Below are 15,766 nucleotides of genomic sequence, written 5' to 3' on the forward strand. Positions count from 1 at the left end.
ACGTCCGTTCGCGTTAAAACGGCTATGAGAAGCGTCAGTACGACGTCAGTAAACGGTAGGTGTGGGCTGCCAAAATCGCCGTCAGGACTCTTTTTCGAGCCTTCTGGTGCAACGGCCTGACGTCATCTCGGTGTAATTGCGGAAGGGAGGGACCGTGACCCGTTCACTGGACCGAAACGATGCGCGGTCGCTCGATCCTGACGAGGTGATCCGGCTGGCCTCGGACACGGTGGGCGGCGAGCCCGATGAGGATCCGGAGGTCGTCGCCGGGCTGCGCCGGCTCACCGCCGCGTTGGACGCCGAGGCCCGGCTTACCGACGACGGACTCGTCCGGACCCGCGCGGCCCTCGTGCAGGCGTTGACCAATCACCACCGAGTACGCCGCATGAGGGCGTCCCGGCCCCTTCCCCCGCCGCCGCGGCCGTTGGTGATCACGGGTTTGCTCCGCACCGGCACCACGTTCCTGCACAACCTGTTGTCCCAGCACCCAAGGCTGCGCACGCCGAGGCTGTGGGAGCTGATGCACCCGGCGGACCCCCGCCCGGAGCCGCAGTTGGTGCGTGAGTGCGAGCGGTACGTCGCGGAGTACCACCGCGCGGCGCCCGGTCTCCGCGCCATCCATCACCTCGACGCGCGGCACGGCGAGGAGTGCCATCGGCTGACCGCCAACACGTTCCGGCACGTCATCTACGGCCTGCGGTACCGGGTGCCCGGCTATCTCGGCTGGCTGGCGCAACAGCCGATGGCGCCCGCCTACGCGCATCACCGTGCCGCCCTGCAGTGTCTGCTCGCCCGGCCCACTGCGGACGCCGACGCGGCAGCGCCGTACGCGGTGCTGCTGAAGTGCCCGTCGCACCTGTGGCACCTCGATGAACTGACCCGGAGCTTCCCGGACGCCACGGTGGTCCGGCTGCATCGCGATCCGACGGTGGCCATCCCGAGCGTGTGCAGCCTGACGGCGACCATCCGGGCGGCCCGGTCCCGCCAGGTCGACCCCTCCGAGATCGGCCAGGAGTGGCTGGCACGGGCGGCGGCGGTGCTACCCGGCCTGCGCCGCGGCCGAGGCGGGACCGCCCGGGCGCCGCTGGACGTGCGCTACGCGGACCTGGTCGCAGGCCCGCTCGACGTCGCCGAGCGGGTGTGTGACCACGCCGGGGTACCGATGACCGACGCCGCCCGCGACGCGATGACCCGGTTCGTCATCGATGGGGCCGGCCGCCCGCCGGAACGCCACCGGTATCGGGTCGAGTCGTTCGGCCTGCGCCCGACGGAGCTGGCGGACCGCTTCTCCGGCTACCTGACCGAGTTCGAGCTGACCCCGGAGTTCGAGGAAGGACGATCGTGACCGCAACCGCAGACACCCCCCGCACCCGCGCCACCGTCATGGTGGGGAAGGTCAACCGGAGCGCCGGGGACGACCCGGTCCGCATCGGCATCCTCACCCCGCTGACGCCGCCCGGCGACCCGGTCGCCGGCGAACTGATCGTCCGGGGCGCCTGTTTGGGCGCGGAGTACGTCCGCGAGCACGACCTCGCCGGCGGTCGCGGCGTGCAGTTGGTGCTCTACGACGACCAGGCCACCGCCGCGCAGGAGGGCATGGCCCGATCGTCGGCGGCGCAGATGACCAAACTTGCCCTCGTCGACGATGTGGTCGCGGTGATCGGACAGTGGCACCTGCGGACCACCCCGTGGGTGGTCGACGTGGCGACCCGCTACGACGTCCCGATCTTCATCGAGAACGGGCTCAGCGACGTCACCGCAGAGCGGCGTCGCAACGTCTTTCGCGCGTACTTCAGCATCGCCGACCGGGTGCCGGTGATGCTCGACTTCGCCGCCGCGCAGGGCATGCGTCGGGTCGGTCTGATCGCCTCCGACACCGTCTTCGGCCAGATGATGGCCGACACCCTGGTCCGGTACGGCACCGAGCGGCACGGCATGGACTTCCTGCGCTTCGACTTCCCGCAGGACGACACCGACAACGTCACCGAGGAGCTCAAAGGCATCCAGCAGTTCGAGCCCGACCTGTTCATCAACGGCGGCGTCGTCCGCACGAACTATCTGATCATCGAGCAGGCGGCGGCGCTGGGCCTCCTGCCGGGCACCCCGATGATGGTGACCTTCGGCTTCCCGCTGCGGTCGGAGGACTTCTGGCGCTTCGCGGGGCCGGCAGGCGTCGGCACCATGTGGCCGGCGATGCGCTACCGACCGTCGTGGCAGGGACTCACCGATGTCGCGCACTGGTTCATTGACCGGTACAGCACCCGGTACGGATCGTTTCCGCCGGACACCGCGCTGACCCACTTCACCGACGTCACCGTCATCGCCCAGGCCGTCGCCGCCTCGTCGGGCAGCCGGGCCGACGTTCTCGACGCGCTGGAGCGGATGCCGTTCGACACCTGGCGCGGTCCGATCCGCTACGAGCGCGGCGCCGAGCACTGGCACCACGTGGCGCCGGAACTGGTGCTACTGCAGTACCAGCGGTGGGGGCAGACGTTCGACGAGTCGGCGATCATCTTCCCGCGGACGGAGGCCACGGCACCGTACCGGGCGCCCGGCGGGGGCGGGGTGTGACCGGCGCCGACGGCGCGCCGGCACCGGTCCCGGCTGGCGCGACCATCGTGGCCAGCCTGCGGGAGTACGACGTCGATCGGGTTTTCTGCGTCGCCGGGGAGAGCTACCTGCCGATCCTCGACGCCCTGCATGACGAGCCCCGGGTGGACGTGGTGACCTGCCGGCATGAGGGATCAGCCGGCTTTATGGCGCTGGCCGACGCCCGGCTCGCCGGCCGGGTCGGGGTCGCGTTGGTCAGCCGAGGGCCCGGCGCAGCCAACGCCACGATCGCCGTGCATGCCGCCCGCGAAGACGGCGCCCCGTTGCTGCTTGTGGTGGGCGGTGTCCCACGGCGCAACACCGACCGCGACCCGTTTCAGGGCGTGGACTGCGGCCGGCTCTTCGGCGGTATCGCCAAGGCGGTGTGGACGTTGCACGACCCAGCGGACACCGCGGAGTTCGTCGCACGCGCGGTGCGCACCGCCGAGTCCGGCACGCCCGGACCGGTCGTGCTGACCGTGCCGGAGGACGTGATCGGCCGCGCCGACCCGCTTGCCCTGCCGGCCTGCCGAGCGGCGGTCGCCCCGCCCCGGGTCGGCGCGGCGGAGCTGGGCCGGGCTGCCGAGCTGATGGCCGGGGCGCGCCGACCGCTGCTGATCGCCGGCCCGCAGCTTGACCATCCACGTGGCCGGCACGCCGTGCGTGCGTTCGCCGAACGGCACGCGGTACCGGTGGTCACCGCAAACAAGTGCCAGCACCTGCTGCCCAACCGCCACCCGCACTACGCCGGGCACCTGCACAACGCCACGCCCGCGGTGCAGGCCGAGGCCCTCGGCGCCGCCGACGTCATCCTGGCCGTCGGCACCGCTCTGGACGGCACCACCACGCTGCGGCGGCGGCTGCCGGCGCGGGGACAGACCCTGATCCACGTCCACACCGATCCGGCCCGGCTGGACACCTACCACCCGGTCACGCTCGGCGCCGTAGGCGATCCCGCCACGTTCCTGACCGACCTGACCGAAGCGCCAGCCGTACCGGACAACCGGGCCGGGTGGATCGCCCGGCTGCACCGAATCGAGGCGGACAAGGCCGTCTGGCGACCCGTCACGGCGCCGGACGGTGTGGTGTTCGGCGAGGTCGCCGCGGCACTCGACGAGTTGACCGGCGGGCGTCTCACGCTGGTGGTCGACTCGGGCACGTTCACCAGCTGGCTATACCGGTATGTTCGCTTTGACGAAGGCGGCCGCCTGCTCGGGGTCGCGTCCAGCGCGATGGGCTTCGCTGTTGGCGCCGGTGTCGCGGCCGGACTGCGGGACGCGACCGTACCGACCGTCGTGGTGGTCGGCGACGGCGGACTGGTGATGAACCTCGGTGAGCTGACAACCGCGGTGCAACGACAGGTGCCGGTCACCTACGTGGTCGCGGACAACCGCAGCTATGGCACCATCCGGCTCCATCAGGAACGTGACCATCCCGGCCGTTCGATCGGTACCGAGCTGGCCAACCCGGACTTCGCCCGGCTGGCCGAGGCGTTCGGCGCGCTCGCATTCACCGTGCAGCACCCGGACGAAGTGCGCCCGTGCCTGGTGAAGGCCCTCGCGTGTCCCGGCCCCGCGCTGGTGTGGGTGCGGACCAGCCTCGAATTCATCACCGCCTACCGCCGCCTGTCGACGGTGTCGGACGCCCGCCGTGCCGGGGGAGGAGCATCGTGAAGCACCACGAGTCAATCGTGGACCTGATCGGTGACACGCCGCTGGTCCGGCTCACCCGGATCACCGCTGGCCTGGCGCCACTGGTACTCGCCAAGCTGGAGTCGCTCAACCCCGGCGGCTCTGCAAAGGACCGTATCGCGCTGCGCATGGTGGCCTCGGCCGAGGCCGCGGGCCAGCTGCGTCCCGGCGGGACGATCGTTGAGCCGACGTCCGGCAACACCGGCGTGGGGCTGGCGCTGGTGGCGCAGGCCCACGGCTACCGGTGCGTGTTCACCTGCCCCGACAAGGTAGCCGAGGAGAAGCGGGCATTGCTGCGCGGCTACGGCGCCGAGGTGGTCGTGTGCCCGTCCACCGTGCCGCCGGAGCATCCGGACTCCTACCGCAGCGTCGCCGCTCGGCTGGCCACGGAGATCCCCGGCGGCTACTCGCCCAACCAGTACGCGAACCCGGCTAATCCGGACGCACACTATTACGGCACCGGCCCGGAGATCTGGGCGCAGACCGACGGAAGGATTACCCACCTGGTGGCCGGAATAGGCACCGGGGGCACGATCAGCGGCGTCGGCCAGTACCTCAAGGAGGTCTCCGACGGACGGGTGCGCGTCATCGGGGTGGACCCGGAGGGGTCGGTCTACAGCGGTACGCGGGCCCGGCCGTACCTGGTGGAGGGAGTCGGCCAGCCGTCGCTGCCCGGGTCGTACGACCCGTCGGTGCCCGACGAGGTGCTGGCGGTCAGCGATCGCGACTCGGTGCTGTACGCCCGACGGCTGGCACGTGAGGAGGGAATCCTGGCTGGCGGTTCGAGCGGCATGGCCGTTGCCGCCGCCGTACGGTTGGCCAGACGTTGCGAGCCGCAGGACGTGATCGTGGTCGTCGTGCCCGACAGCGGACGCGGCTACCTGTCGAAGATCTTCGACGAGGGGTGGGTGCGCCGGTACGGCTTCGTCGCCGACTCCACCTCGGCGCGCTGTCTCGGCGCCGCGCTCGACGCGGTGACCGACCGGCCGGCGGCCGTTGTCGTGCATCCGCAGGAGACGGTCGCCGGCGCGCTGAAGTTGATGGCCGACACCGGCCTGCGCCACCTCCCGGTGACGGCGGCGGAGCCGCCGATCCGGCTCGCCGAGGTGGCGGGCACCGTGTCCGAGCCCGGCCTCGCCCACCTGCTCGCCACCGGTGCGGTGGCGGTGCACGACGCCATCGGCCCGATCGTCGATCCGCCCCTGCCGCACGCCGGCTCCGGCGAGGTGCTGGAGGACGTGCTCGGACGGCTTCGCGCGGCCGGTGCGCTACTGGTCCTCGACGGCGGCCGGCTCCGCGGCGTCGTGACCGCCCGCGAGGTGGCAGCGCTGCTGCGTCGAACCCAGACGGAGGACGACCGACCATGACCACTGTGCTGAGCTACGAGGACCACCGGTCGGACCTTCGTGGCTGGCTGGTCTACGACAGGGTCGAGCGGCCGTTGGCAGCAGGCGGTTGCCGCGTGCAGCCCGGACTCGACGTCACCGAACTGGGTCGGCTCGCGCAACGGATGACGTTGAAACAGCGGGTCCTGGGGCTCAACGTCGATGGTGCGAAGTGCGGCCTGGACCACGACCCGCGCAGTCCCGACAAGGACGCCGCGTTGCGTGGCTTCATCGGCTTTCTCCGTGACGAGCTGGGCTCGCGGTTCAGTATGGGTCCCGACATGGGCACCGGGTGGGCGGAGCTGCAACAGCATGCCCGCACCGTCGGCATCCCCTCGGTCAAATACGCGATCGCCACCGCGCAGGGGCTGACCAACGAGGAGTTCTTCACTCGGATGGCGCGGTTGGACGAGATGGTCGGGCCGTTGGCGGTCAGCCAGCGCCGGGCTGGACATGCGGTCGCGCACGCCGTCTTCGGAGCGGCACGGGTGATCGACGTGTCGGGCCCGCTGCGCTGTGCAGTGCAGGGCTTCGGCAACCTGGGCCGGGCGACGGCGCTGACGTTGCACGAGGCCGGCGCGCGTGTCATCGCGGTTGCCGACGAGTTCGGTACGGTCACTGACTCCGCCGGCCTGGACGTCGTCCGCATGCTGGCCGACCCGACCGGCACGCCGGTGCCCCAGCTCGGCGTGGGCGGCCGGCCGGAGGACATCTTCGCCGCTCCGGCCGACGTGCTGGTGCTGGCCGCCTGCGCCGACGCCATGTCGATGGCGCAGGTGATGCGCTGCCAGTTCCCCGCAGTGGTCGTGGGGGCGAACTGCGGGCTGTCCGTCGAGGCCGAGCAGGCCCTGTACCACTGCGGTGTGTTCGTGGTTCCGGATTTTATCGGTGGCATCGGTGGGTCGGCGTCCATGGAGGCGTTGTTCGGCTCGCGACAGGTACCGAGTGGCCAGGGGGTCCTGAATGCGTTGGCCGGCATCATGCGTGAGCTGATCGGGCAGATCGCCCACACCGCGCGGCGCGACGGCCTCACCCCGCGGAAGGCGGCGCTGGACCTGGCCGCCGCGGCCCGCATCGACACCGCCGCCCCGCCGTACGGCGGCTGTCCGTACCTGCGCGAAGCCAAGCTCTGACGAAGGCGAGGTAGAGCTGTGTCCGAGACACCAGCCGGCAGGTGCCGACACGAACGAGGCCACATCACCGACTCCCGGTTCTACGGCAACCGCTACGCCACTCCTGCGTCTCGGCGGATCTTCTGCGACACCTGTCGGCACCAGCGGTGGCTCGACATCGAGGCGGCTCTGGCGCTGGCCGAGGCGGAGGTCGATCTGATACCCCGGCGGGTGGCGGACCAGATCGCCACCTCGGCTTTGCTGTCCAACATCGACCTGGACGAGGTGCAGGCCCAGATCGAGAGCTCAGGGCATTCCCTGGTCGGGCTGCTGCGGGTCTTCGAGAGCGCCTGCGGGCCGGAGGCGGGCCAGTTCATCCACTACGGCGCGACCACCCAGGACATTCAGGACACCGGCCAGACGTTGGAGATGCGGGACGTGCTCGACGAGGTCGAGCCGGCGCTCGACCGACTGCTCACGCTGTTGGCAGCGCTCGGCGAGCGGCACGCCGGCACTGTCGCCCTCGGTCGCACCCACGCTCAGCCGGCGTTGCCGATGGGGTTCGGGCTGAAGCTGTCGAGCTGGCTGGACGAGCTGCTGCGGCACCGCGAGCGGCTGGATCAGATGCGGGAGCGGATCCTCGTGGTGCAGCTGTTCGGCGGCTCGGGCACCATGGCCGCGTTCGGTGACCGCGGCCCGCAACTGCTGGAACGGGTGGCAGCCCGACTCGGGCTGCGCGCGCCGGCGGTCGGCTGGCACGTGGCCCGTGACCGGGTTGTCGAGTTCGTGACCGGGCTGGCCATGCTGACCGGCACGCTCGGGCGGATCGCCGACGAGATCCGGACGCTGTCGCGGCCGGAGTTCAACGAGGTGCGGGAGGCGTGGCGGCACGGCAAGGTGGGCAGCAGCACGATGCCGCACAAGCGCAATCCGGAACGCTGCGAGCAGGCCGTGGTGATGGCTCGGCTGGCAGCCGCCCAGTCCGGTCTCGCACTGGCGGCCATGATCGGTGACCACGAACGCGACTCCCGCTCGTTGCGGCTGGAGTGGGCGTGCGTGCCCGACGTCTCCCACTACTGTCTCGCCGCGTTGGCGATGGTCTTGGAGAGCGTCGAAGGCCTGACCATCAACACCGACCGCCTGGAGCGCAACGTTGTCGCGGTGGCCGACCAGGTCATGTCGGAGCGGCTAATGCTGGTGCTGGGCCGCCAGTTCGGCAAGCAGCATGCACACGAGCTCATTTATCAGATCACCCAGGAGGCGTTTCAGCAGGGTCGGCGGGTGCGCGACCTGCTCGCCGAGCGCCCCGACCTGATCAGCGCCATGGCACCGACCACGATAGAGGAAGTATTCGACCCGGGGTCGTACCTTGGCGCGTCCGCCGAGCTGACCATGCGGACGGTTGACGAGGCGCGTAGGCGATTGGGCCCCCAGCGTACGGGCTCGTCGGCGTGACGGTCCGCTCAGATCGTGAGTTGGTTGGGGCTGTGAAGCGTCGGGTCATACGTTGACCGGGTGTGGATGACGTGGAGAGGTACTGCCCAGAGGCGTTCTGGCATCTCGCGCAGCCGTTGCTGCCGCCGCACCCGGAAAGGCACCAGGGTGGCGGCCGGCGACGGACCGATGACCGGGCGATGCTCGCGGCGATCATGTACGTCCTGGGCTCCGGCTGCTCGTGGCGCACGCTTCCCGGCTCGTTCCCGGTGCACTGGCGGACCGCGCACCGCCGGTTCACCGAATGGGTCGAGCTTGGGGTGATGGCCGCTCTGCACCAGGCGACGCTCGACGTGCTCGGCCTTGCCGCGCAGACCGACTGGTCGCGGGCGAACATCGACAGTACGCACGCCGTGCGCGCAAGAGGGGGACCGGACCGGGCCCAGCCCAGTAGACCGGGGCAGGCCCGATTCCAACCCAAATGACACACGGTCTAGCCCCGCCCGGCGATCGCACCCCCGTTGACCTGCAGGATCTGGCCGGTGACGAAGCCGGCCGACTCGCTGGTCAGGAAGCCGACGGCTGCGGCGACCTCGTGTACCTCGCCGCCGCGACGCATCGGTGACTGCTGTACGCGGCTAGTGTGGAATCCCGGTGACATCCGGTCGCCGTAGAATTCGGTCTCCGGGATGTAGCCGGGCGCGACGACGTTGACGGTGACGCCTTCCGCCGCGAGCAGGTTGGCCAGCTCGAGCGACCACGGATGCAGGGCCGCCTTGGCCCCGCCGTACGTGGCAGGGCCGCGGAAGGCCGCAATTGACGTGACGGTGACGATCCGACCGCCCGGCCGCCGGAGCGCGGGCAGTAGCGCGTGGGTCAGCAGCGCCGCCGGCAGCACGTTCGCGTCGATGTTCGCCCGCCAGTGCTCACCGACCTCGGTCAGGTCCTGCGGCGGGGCGGGGGCGACGTTGCCGCCGGCGTTGTTGACCAGCACGTCGACGGTGGCGCCGCCGTCGGTGATGTCTGCGGCGGCGGCGCGGACCTGCTCGACCTGGGCGAGGTCGGCCGGCACCGCCCTTACCCGGTGCGCCCCGACATCGGCGTTGATCTGCGCTGCGGCCGTCCGCAACGGCTCCGGCCGGCGGCCGAGGATGACGACGTCGGCACCGTCGGCGGCCAGCTCCGCTGCCACCGCCCGGCCGATACCGGTTCCGCCTCCGGACACCACCGCCAACCGAGCCATCCGGTCCTCCCCAGGGCCTGTCCGACGCATGGGCGTGTCGATCGTAGCGGCCAGGTGGTTCCGCCGATGTCCTGTGGCCCGGAGAAGATGTGATGCCGGGCGGGAGACGGCCGCCGGGTCGCGACGGCCCGGGTCCGCTCGTTCGGTGTCGTTGGCGCCGACGGCGGCGCCGCAGGGTGTGCCGCCGGGGTGCCGGTGGTCAGTCGCCCCTGCTGAACACCGGTGGGGCGGCCTGCTGGAACAGCAGCGGATCGTGGTCGAGGATCGCCTTCTCATACCGCCGGAGCACGGGCGAGGTCTCCATGCCCAGCTCGTCGGCGAGGTGACGGCGGAGGTGGCGGTACACCTCGAGCGCCTCGGCCTGGCGCCCGGCACGGTAGAGCGCGACCATGAGCAGGCTGCACAACTGCTCGCTGGTGGGGCTCTCGGCCATCTGTCCCACCAGCTCGGGGATAATCCGGGCCTGGTTGCCGTTGCGCAGCTCCCGGTCGTAGAGCAGTTCGAGGGCGGTGGTCCGGATTTGCCGGTAGCGGGCGGCCGCTGCCTGGCAGATCGCACCACCGGCCAGACCACCGAAGATCGGGCCGCGCCACAGCTCCAGCGCGCTGCGCAGGTCGCGGATATCGCGCCTCAGGTCCGTACACGGTCGGTCCTGGATGGCGTTCACGGTTCGTTCGAACGACAACACGTCCACCTCGGACCAGGAAACCAGCATCCGGTAGCTGGACACGGTGGTGATCAGACGGCTTTCCGGGCGTTCGGGTTCCAGCCGGTTGAGCAATCGTCGAATCCGGCTGACCTGGGCCTGCAGAGCGTTCTCCATCTTGGCCGGCGGCGTCGGCCCCCACAGCTCCTCGGAGAGGGCTTCGATGGTCACGGGCCGGTTGTTGGCGGCGAGTAGGGCAGCTAGCAGCGTCTGCTTCATAACCCCGGTGATCCGTTGAACGGTGGTGCGGGTACGGACCTCAATGGTTCCGAGCACCAGGAAACTGGTCACTTCCTACTTCTCCGATCTGGAACGCCGGGAAAATACCGGTCGGATGAATCACGTCCACTCTGGTCGGGTAGATCGCCAATTCTTCCTTGGGTGGCCGGTAGCGTTTCAGGACATGCCGATCCCCGACCGCTTGTCTCGTGCCTCTTTGTCCCTCGGGGCCCGTTTACTGCTGGCCGTGATGCCCGAATCGTCACTACGAGGAAGCGCATCGCCGCGATGGAGTTCGAATCCGTCGGATCTTCGGGTAATTCTGTCACAATTAACAGAGATTATCAATGTTAAGCTGCCCGGCGAGTGTGAAGGTTAAAGCATAGCCAGGGTCCTGTCGATAGACCGTGTGTCATTTGGGGTTGTCGAAGCGCAAGGTCATTCGTTGACTTGCGGTGATGACGTGGAGAAGTGCTGCCCCGAGTCGTTCTGGCAACTCATGCAGCCGTTGCTGCCGCCGCACCCGGAAAGGCGCCACGGCGGCGGACCGATGACCGGGCGACGCTCGAGGGTCAGGACCTGGTGCCGCAGGGCGAGGATCTCGGCATCCTTGTCGCGGGGTCATACCAAGGTGGGCCAGTCGAAACAGCGCACCCGTAATCCTCGCGTAACGCTCAACCTACGCTATCGTTGCGATTCAGCCGCGAGTCCGCATCGACGCCAGTGATCAGGGTGACTGCGACCAGGGGTGCGGCACCTGCCGATCCACGTACTCGCCGACTACGGCTGGCGCGTACCATTCGTTGTAGATCAACGGACCCCGGCGCTCAACCATTCATATGGGGCAAAGGTGCCGATCGGGCCACTATTTGATTGAGCTGACCGCTGAGGTTGGGTGCACCGGGCCGCGGATGTCGCGACTGGACATGTCGGCTGTCGCCCGGTGGATCAACAGGCTGGTGTGGACCGTTCGGTGCCGAACCCTCGGCAGTGGCCTGTCTGCGCGCGGCTGCGGCCTGGGTCTGTGCTGTCCCGGGCCAGGCACCTCGAAGCTCATCGCTACCCTGGCGGCATGAAATGTCGAGGAGCGCCTGCGGCGAACTCGCGGCTGGCTCTGGGTCGTGGTGGCGGGACTGTTCCTGAGCGGGGTGACCGCGTTCCCGCTCGAGATCGAGGTGCGTTGGCTGCTGCGGGCGGTCGACCCGTTCGCCGACCAGTTGCCGGCCCTGGTCAGTTGGATTGAGCGGGTGCACGTCGGGCTGGTGGAAACCGGGGACCACCACCCGTTCATGCGGTACGGGACGGATTGGCTCGCGTTCGCCCATCTGGTGCTTGCGGTGGCATTCTGGGGACCGCTGCGCGACCCGGTGCGCAACGTCTGGGTGGTCCAGCTCGGCATGATCGCCTGTGCCGGGATCGTACCGCTGGCGCTGATCTGCGGGCCGCTCCGGGAGATCTCGTGGTTCTGGACCATGGTGGACCTGTCCTTTGCCGTCGGAGCGTTCCCACCGTTGTGGTTCGCGTACCGGCACATCCGGGCGATCGAGGCACAGCAGGCCAGGCCGACGGGCCCGACTCGCTCGTCGACCTCCGAGATTTCCGGGTCGACGCGGCCGTAGCGGCCGACGGCCGCCTACCGGGCGCGGTCGAGCTGGTGCCCGTCGGGGCAGCGCCCGCACCTACGTTCGAGGGTGCCGGACCTGGCGACGCAGCGAGGCCGGCGCGACCGACCCGGTGCCCTTCATGGCCGTGCAGGGCGCCCGCTGGGCTGAGCGAACGCCACGACTGATCCGTGTCTGCTGGCGCTTCGGCAGGGCCGTTGAGGCGATGCGGATGCCAACGCCGCCCCAAACCTCTCAGCCGGAGCCGCCCCATCTGGCAGTACTGGCACGTCCCGGCGTTGTCAGGGCTGCTCCCACCCGCCCCGGCGCCACCCGGATCAGGCTGCCCCAACTACATCAACCTGCGGCGACAGGTCGAAGGTGGTGGTCTCTCACCCCCACTCGAACCAACAGTACCTCACGGCGCAAACCGAAAGTGAGACAGGGCCGTTAGCTTCACAGACCCGGGACGGTTATCGCTGAAGGCTAGGGGTGGCACCATGTACGGCACGACATTCGTTCCCGACCGGAGTTCCTGGAAGGTTGATGCGGATCTTGCAGCTCACGAGAAGCGCCACCGCGACCAGTAGGGGAACCAGGACGGTCTGCTGTTCCCCGGACTGTACTTGGGTGCCGAGGTGATCGATTTCTGGATCGGCGGAAGGTGCAACAGGTATGAGACCGCAGCTGAAGCTGCCAGTAATAGGGGGATATAAGTGTTGAGAATGCGATTCGCCGCTTGCCTCGTGAGTCTGTTGCTGACTTCCGGTTGTGGTTTATTTTTGCCGAGTCATGACTATTATGCGGTCGGATTTGCGGAGATTGGTGATCAACTTCACATCTATGCGCCGCTGTGCGACGGTGAACGAGTGGTGGGGGTTGAGGCGTACGACAATCTATTGGCCGGGCAGGAGCCCGACTACGACCCTGCTTTGATGCAGTTCACCTACTGGAAGGTGCAGGACCCGACCCATGAGTCGGTGGCAAATGGTTGGATCGTGCTGGGAGACAGCAGTCAGTTCCGGTCGACCGAAGTGGTGGCGGGCTCGAATATCGAGCTTCCGGAGTTGTTAGGAATAACCCTGCAGCTTGACGTGGGGGGTCAACATGCTGTGGGGGACGTAGTTTCGGTTTCGGAGGCGCCAAGATACCCTGCCGGTGCAGACCCCGGTAGTGTCCGCTACGTGTACCGCCCCGAGCGTGATGGAGAGGATATGCGTAGTCCCGGGGAGATTCGCGATGATTCCGGGTGCGCTTCGGGCTACCCGGCATGATTGGGTCATTCGACCAGATCTATTGCTAGATCCCACGGGCGGACTGGTGAAGGCCAAGAGGTCGTCTTGCGGATGTCGGCATCTAAATCGATATTTACCAATATGTGGGGTAACGGCGGCCTCTGTCGGTTCGGTAGTGTGTCGATTTCCGTGTTTGGGCCTGTGGCGTGATCGAGGTTGTGAGGGTGACTTTCGCGCCGCTATCGGCGGCTCTGGAGTCGCTCGGTTTGATCCTTGTGAGGTGGAGGCGCTGCTGGATGACCGGGCGGGCGATGCGGCGGCGTGGAGGTGCAGACTGACCGGGACGTGTTGGTTCTGGCTGCACAAGGAACCCCGCAGCGTGTTCTGGGCGGCGTATATGGTGGCGGGTCGCAAGTTCGCCTATGTGACGTGGTCGGTCCGACTTCTGGTGCTTGGAGTGGTGGCCGGGCTGGTCTGACGAGTCGGCCGGTGTCGCCGACATGGTGGCGGGAGGCGTAGGCACCGGCTCCTACGGCGCCGGACTGACCGCCCTCCCCATAGATCACGGCACCAGGCAAGACAGACGAGGGCGACCGGGCTGTCCATCGCGGCACCGAGTACCAGGACGACGGTCTCCCCGGGGACGACGATTCCGACGCCCAGCCCCGACTCGGCGGTGCTGAACGAGGCGGCGGTCAGCCGTACCACCGGCGTCGGAAGGTCGGAGAGGGTGTCCAGGACGCCGGCGATCCACGATACGGACTTACCTCCAAAGTTGATCGATCGGCTACCCTTTCTCGCCGCCCCGGCCATCGGCCGCCCTCTCGCCGCCATCACCGGAGCGGGGTCGCCGTCGCTAGGGGGAGCTCTGGGGGCGGTAGGGGGTTGGGGGTGCGTGCGCCACTTCGTAGGGTCATCGCGAACAACCAACAATGCCTGAAGAAGCTCTCTATTTCGACAGTTGCCGTCCCGATGGCCCGTGAGTCGCAATTGGCCCGGGCTTTGTGGCTGGGCTAGTGGCGGGAGACATAGATGGGGAACGAGGAGAAGCTTCTCGGGTACCTGAAGCGGGCCACCACCGACCTGCGCGAGGCCCGGAGGCAGCTACGCAACGCCGAGCGCCGGGAGTACGACCCGATCGCGATCGTCGGCATGAGCTGCCGTTTTCCGGGCGGTGTGGACGGTCCGGCGGCGCTGTGGCAGCTCCTCGTCGAGGGGGTCGACGCCGTCTCCGACTTCCCCGACGACCGGGGCTGGAACACCGAGGACATCTATGACCCCGACCGTTCCAAGGTCGGCAAGACGTACGTGCGGAGCGGCGGGTTTCTTTCCGACGCCGCGCTCTTCGACCCCGAGTTCTTCGGCATTTCCCCGCGTGAGGCGATCGCCATGGACCCGCAGCAACGGCTGTTGCTGGAGGCGTCCTGGGAGGCGTTCGAGTCGGCCGGCATTGACCCGGTCTCGGTACGCGGAAGCCGCACCGGCGTGTTCGCCGGACTCATGTACCACGACTACTCGACCCGGCTGTCGACGGTACCCGCCGAACTGGAGGGCTTTCTCAGTAACGGCAATGCCGGCAGCATCTTCTCCGGTCGGGTCGCGTACGTGCTGGGCCTGGAGGGGCCGGCGATTACGGTGGACACCGCCTGCTCGTCGTCACTGGTCGCGTTACACCTGGCCATTCAGGCGCTGCGCCGGGAGGAGTGCACCCTGGCGCTGGCCGGTGGCGCGACGGTGATGGCCACCCCGGAGACGTTTGTCGATTTCAGCCGGCAAGGGGGTCTGGCATCGGACGGCCGGTGCAAGCCGTTCGCTGCCGCCGCCGACGGCACCGGTTGGGCCGAGGGCGTCGGTGTGCTGCTCGTCGAGCGGCTCAGCGACGCCCAGCGCAACGGGCACCGGGTACTGGCCGTCGTACGCGGCACCGCGGTCAACCAGGATGGCGCCAGCAGTGGCCTCACCGCCCCCAACGGTCCCTCGCAGCGTCGGGTCATCGCCGACGCCCTGGCGAATGCGCGGCTTTCTGCTTCTGATGTGGATGTGGTGGAGGCGCATGGTACGGGTACGACGTTGGGTGATCCGATTGAGGCGCAGGCGATTCTTGGGACGTATGGTCAGGGTCGGGATCAGTCGTTGTGGTTGGGTTCGGTGAAGTCGAATCTTGGGCATACGCAGGCTGCTGCTGGGGTGGCTGGTGTGATCAAGATGGTGTTGGCGATGGAGCATGGGGTGGTGCCGCGGACTTTGCATGTGGATGAGCCGACCTCGCATGTGGATTGGGGTGTTGGTGATGTGCGGTTGGCGGTTGATTCGGTGGGGTGGCCGGCTACTGGGCGGCCGCGGCGGGCGGGGGTGTCGTCGTTTGGGATTAGTGGTACGAACGCGCATGTGATTGTGGAGGAGGCTCCGGCTGTTGCGCCGGTGGTTCGTTCTGGGGTGTCGCCGGTGGTGTTGTGGCCGGTTTCTGGTCGGTCGGTTGGTGGTGTGGTTGGGCAGGCTGGGCGTCTTGCTGATTTTTTGGTTGATGCGGATGCGGATGTGGAGTCGGTGG

General features: G+C 68.6%; 13 protein-coding genes. 11 read left to right on the forward strand and 2 right to left on the reverse strand.

What is annotated here, in order from left to right:
- The first annotated feature begins 154 nt into the window (after positions 1 to 154).
- The 7 genes from H0524_RS12730 (at position 155) to H0524_RS12760 (ending at position 8,696) form a co-directional block, all read left to right on the forward strand.
- Positions 155 to 1,345: a sulfotransferase gene (locus H0524_RS12730; RefSeq protein ID WP_180198843.1), complete on the forward strand. Its 1,191-nt coding sequence runs from the start codon at positions 155 to 157 to the stop codon at positions 1,343 to 1,345.
- Positions 1,342 to 2,571: an ABC transporter substrate-binding protein gene (locus H0524_RS12735; RefSeq protein WP_180198844.1), complete on the forward strand. Its 1,230-nt coding sequence runs from the start codon at positions 1,342 to 1,344 to the stop codon at positions 2,569 to 2,571. Before H0524_RS12730 ends, H0524_RS12735 begins: the two co-directional genes overlap by 4 nt.
- A complete protein-coding gene (locus tag H0524_RS12740) occupies positions 2,568 to 4,262 on the forward strand; it encodes a thiamine pyrophosphate-dependent enzyme (RefSeq protein WP_180198845.1) in 1,695 nt (564 codons plus the stop codon). The genes H0524_RS12735 and H0524_RS12740 overlap by 4 nt, the downstream gene beginning before the upstream one ends.
- A complete protein-coding gene (locus H0524_RS12745; RefSeq protein ID WP_180198846.1) occupies positions 4,259 to 5,647 on the forward strand; it encodes a pyridoxal-phosphate dependent enzyme in 1,389 nt (462 codons plus the stop codon). Before H0524_RS12740 ends, H0524_RS12745 begins: the two co-directional genes overlap by 4 nt.
- Positions 5,644 to 6,798, forward strand: a complete 1,155-nt coding sequence (locus H0524_RS12750) for a Glu/Leu/Phe/Val dehydrogenase (RefSeq protein WP_180198847.1) — start codon at positions 5,644 to 5,646, stop codon at positions 6,796 to 6,798. Before H0524_RS12745 ends, H0524_RS12750 begins: the two co-directional genes overlap by 4 nt.
- An 18-nt stretch (positions 6,799 to 6,816) precedes the next feature.
- The gene (locus H0524_RS12755) at positions 6,817 to 8,232 is read left to right on the forward strand and encodes an adenylosuccinate lyase family protein (RefSeq protein ID WP_180198848.1); all 1,416 of its coding nucleotides are present in this window, start codon (positions 6,817 to 6,819) and stop codon (positions 8,230 to 8,232) included.
- Between the two features lie 62 nt (positions 8,233 to 8,294).
- Positions 8,295 to 8,696 carry a transposase gene (locus H0524_RS12760; protein ID WP_180198849.1) on the forward strand — a complete coding sequence of 134 codons (402 nt, stop codon included), beginning with the start codon at positions 8,295 to 8,297 and terminating at the stop codon, positions 8,694 to 8,696.
- An 8-nt stretch (positions 8,697 to 8,704) separates the two neighbouring features.
- Here the strand turns inward: H0524_RS12760 and H0524_RS12765 are convergent, their stop codons facing one another.
- Together H0524_RS12765 and H0524_RS12770 are read right to left on the reverse strand one after the other, a co-directional pair.
- Positions 8,705 to 9,454, reverse strand: a complete 750-nt coding sequence (locus tag H0524_RS12765) for an SDR family NAD(P)-dependent oxidoreductase (protein ID WP_180198850.1) — start codon at positions 9,452 to 9,454, stop codon at positions 8,705 to 8,707.
- A gap of 199 nt (positions 9,455 to 9,653) precedes the next feature.
- A complete protein-coding gene (locus H0524_RS12770) occupies positions 9,654 to 10,451 on the reverse strand; it encodes an AfsR/SARP family transcriptional regulator (protein ID WP_180198851.1) in 798 nt (265 codons plus the stop codon).
- A 1,049-nt stretch (positions 10,452 to 11,500) separates the two neighbouring features.
- Here H0524_RS12770 and H0524_RS12775 point away from each other — a divergent pair.
- The 4 genes from H0524_RS12775 to H0524_RS12790 form a co-directional block, all read left to right on the forward strand.
- The gene (locus tag H0524_RS12775; protein ID WP_309225091.1) at positions 11,501 to 11,998 is read left to right on the forward strand and encodes a hypothetical protein; all 498 of its coding nucleotides are present in this window, start codon (positions 11,501 to 11,503) and stop codon (positions 11,996 to 11,998) included.
- 728 nt (positions 11,999 to 12,726) lie between these two features.
- Positions 12,727 to 13,254: a hypothetical protein gene (locus tag H0524_RS12780; RefSeq protein WP_309225092.1), complete on the forward strand. Its 528-nt coding sequence runs from the start codon at positions 12,727 to 12,729 to the stop codon at positions 13,252 to 13,254.
- A gap of 241 nt (positions 13,255 to 13,495) precedes the next feature.
- The gene (locus H0524_RS12785; RefSeq protein ID WP_180198818.1) at positions 13,496 to 13,693 is read left to right on the forward strand and encodes a hypothetical protein; all 198 of its coding nucleotides are present in this window, start codon (positions 13,496 to 13,498) and stop codon (positions 13,691 to 13,693) included.
- Between the two features lie 554 nt (positions 13,694 to 14,247).
- Positions 14,248 to 15,766 (forward strand): type I polyketide synthase (locus H0524_RS12790; protein ID WP_180198852.1); only part of this gene is annotated, 1,519 nt, incomplete at its 3' end.

The organism is Salinispora sp. H7-4 (genome assembly GCF_013416675.1).
Classification (GTDB): Bacteria; Actinomycetota; Actinomycetes; order Mycobacteriales; family Micromonosporaceae; genus Micromonospora; species Micromonospora vitiensis.